Raw genomic sequence first — 1,345 nt, 5'->3', positions numbered from 1 at the left:
CGTGGGTAACGTTGGTCAGCGCGACCCGTACCTTCTCGGCGGGGGTGAGTTCCTGATTGGTAGTCATGACGCAATTCTCGATTTCAGATCGTCGGCAAAGCGCTGGCGCATGGCAGCGAGCTGCAGCGCTCCTTGCTTGCCCGTAGCGATCCACTGATCAATGGTGACCCTCTTGATTTCCAAGGGCTGCTTTTGGAGATCGACCAGCAGCCACTGCACAAAACCAACCAACGCACGACGCGGGCCAGCCTTTCAGGCTACCCGGCGAACACCGGATGTCTATCGGAGGAATCCTAAAATTGCGAATGATTTTGATCAAAGCACTGTAGAGCGCTGCCCAATGGCGCAATACCGGGACGGGTGCGCAGGCGCGTTTCCAAGGGATGATGAGACTGAATCGAGAAGCGCCGCGGAGGGTTGACTGCCGACAGCGCGGGGCATTGCGCTAACATAGCGCCAGTCTTTGCCACCCGTGGCGCACCGGCGCGGCCGGCATTCCCGCCGCATGGCGCTTCCGCAACCATCAACCGCCCCCGACGGGCCCACTGCCCAGACGCATGTCGACCCAGCACGCCTTGTTGATATCCCTGCTTGAAAGGCCGTCGTCCGGTTATGACCTGGCGCGCCGCTTCGATCGATCCATCGGCTATTTCTGGCATGCCACCCACCAGCAGATTTACCGCGAGCTGGGGCGCATGGCTGACAGCGGCTGGATCGCGGCCGACGAGCGCGAGACGGCGGAAAATGAGGCCGGCGGCGGCGACCGCAAGAACCGCAAGAAGGTCTACCGGGTGCTGCCGGCCGGGCGCGACGAACTGGTGCGCTGGGTGCTGGCGCCTGGCGCCGGGCTAGACCAGCGCGAGGAAATCCTGGTCAAGCTGCGTGCCGATGCCGCCATCGGGCCGCTTGGCCTGGGCGATGAAATGCGCAGGCTGATCGCGCTGCACCAGGCACGGCTCGAGACCTATCTGGCGATCGAGCGCAAGGATTTCTCCGCGCCCGACATGGACCGCGCGCAGCAGTTGCGCTATGCGCTGCTGCGCCGGGGCATCCGCTTCGAGCAGGATTGGGTTGCGTGGGGCGAAGACTTGCTGCCGCTGCTGGAGCAGCCGGCGTAACCGAACCCTCGATTTTCTCCCCTCTCCCGCGTGCGGGAGAGGGGCCGGGGGAGAGGGCCGGAGCATCGACGAAGTGCCATGGCACAACGAGGCGCGGGGGGGGGGGGGGCCCCCCCCCCCCCCCCCGCGGGGGGGGGCCCCCCCCCCCGGGGGGGGGGGGGGGGGGGGGGCCCGGGCCGGGCCCCCCCGCCCCCCGCCCGCCCCCCCCCCGCGGCCGGGGCCGCCGC

General features: G+C 67.7%; 2 protein-coding genes. One reads left to right on the top strand and one right to left on the bottom strand.

Annotated features, from left to right (window positions below; all coding sequences use genetic code 11):
- Nucleotides 1-63: 63 nt before the first annotated feature.
- Entirely contained in the window at nucleotides 64-219 is a 156-nt protein-coding gene (locus ACIP1U_RS32600; RefSeq protein WP_400324071.1) for a hypothetical protein, read from the bottom strand.
- A 338-nt stretch (nucleotides 220-557) separates the two neighbouring features.
- On the opposite strand from ACIP1U_RS32600, the gene ACIP1U_RS32595 reads away from it, so the two are divergent.
- Complete coding sequence (locus ACIP1U_RS32595) at nucleotides 558-1,118, top strand: PadR family transcriptional regulator (RefSeq protein WP_400324068.1); 561 nt, start codon at nucleotides 558-560, stop codon at nucleotides 1,116-1,118.
- Nucleotides 1,119-1,345: the final 227 nt, after the last annotated feature.

Origin of the sequence: Cupriavidus sp. NPDC089707 (assembly GCF_044748965.1) — a bacterium.
Taxonomy (GTDB): Bacteria; Pseudomonadota; Gammaproteobacteria; order Burkholderiales; family Burkholderiaceae; genus Cupriavidus.
The sequence above is the reverse complement of the archived record's forward strand: the minus strand, read 5'-3'. Positions and strand labels throughout refer to the sequence as shown.

What these genes read in the sequence shown, in the direction of transcription:
- ACIP1U_RS32595 (WP_400324068.1), top strand. Translation starts at nt 558, where the DNA reads ATGTCGACCCAGCACGCCTTGTTGATATCCCTGCTTGAAAGGCCGTCG.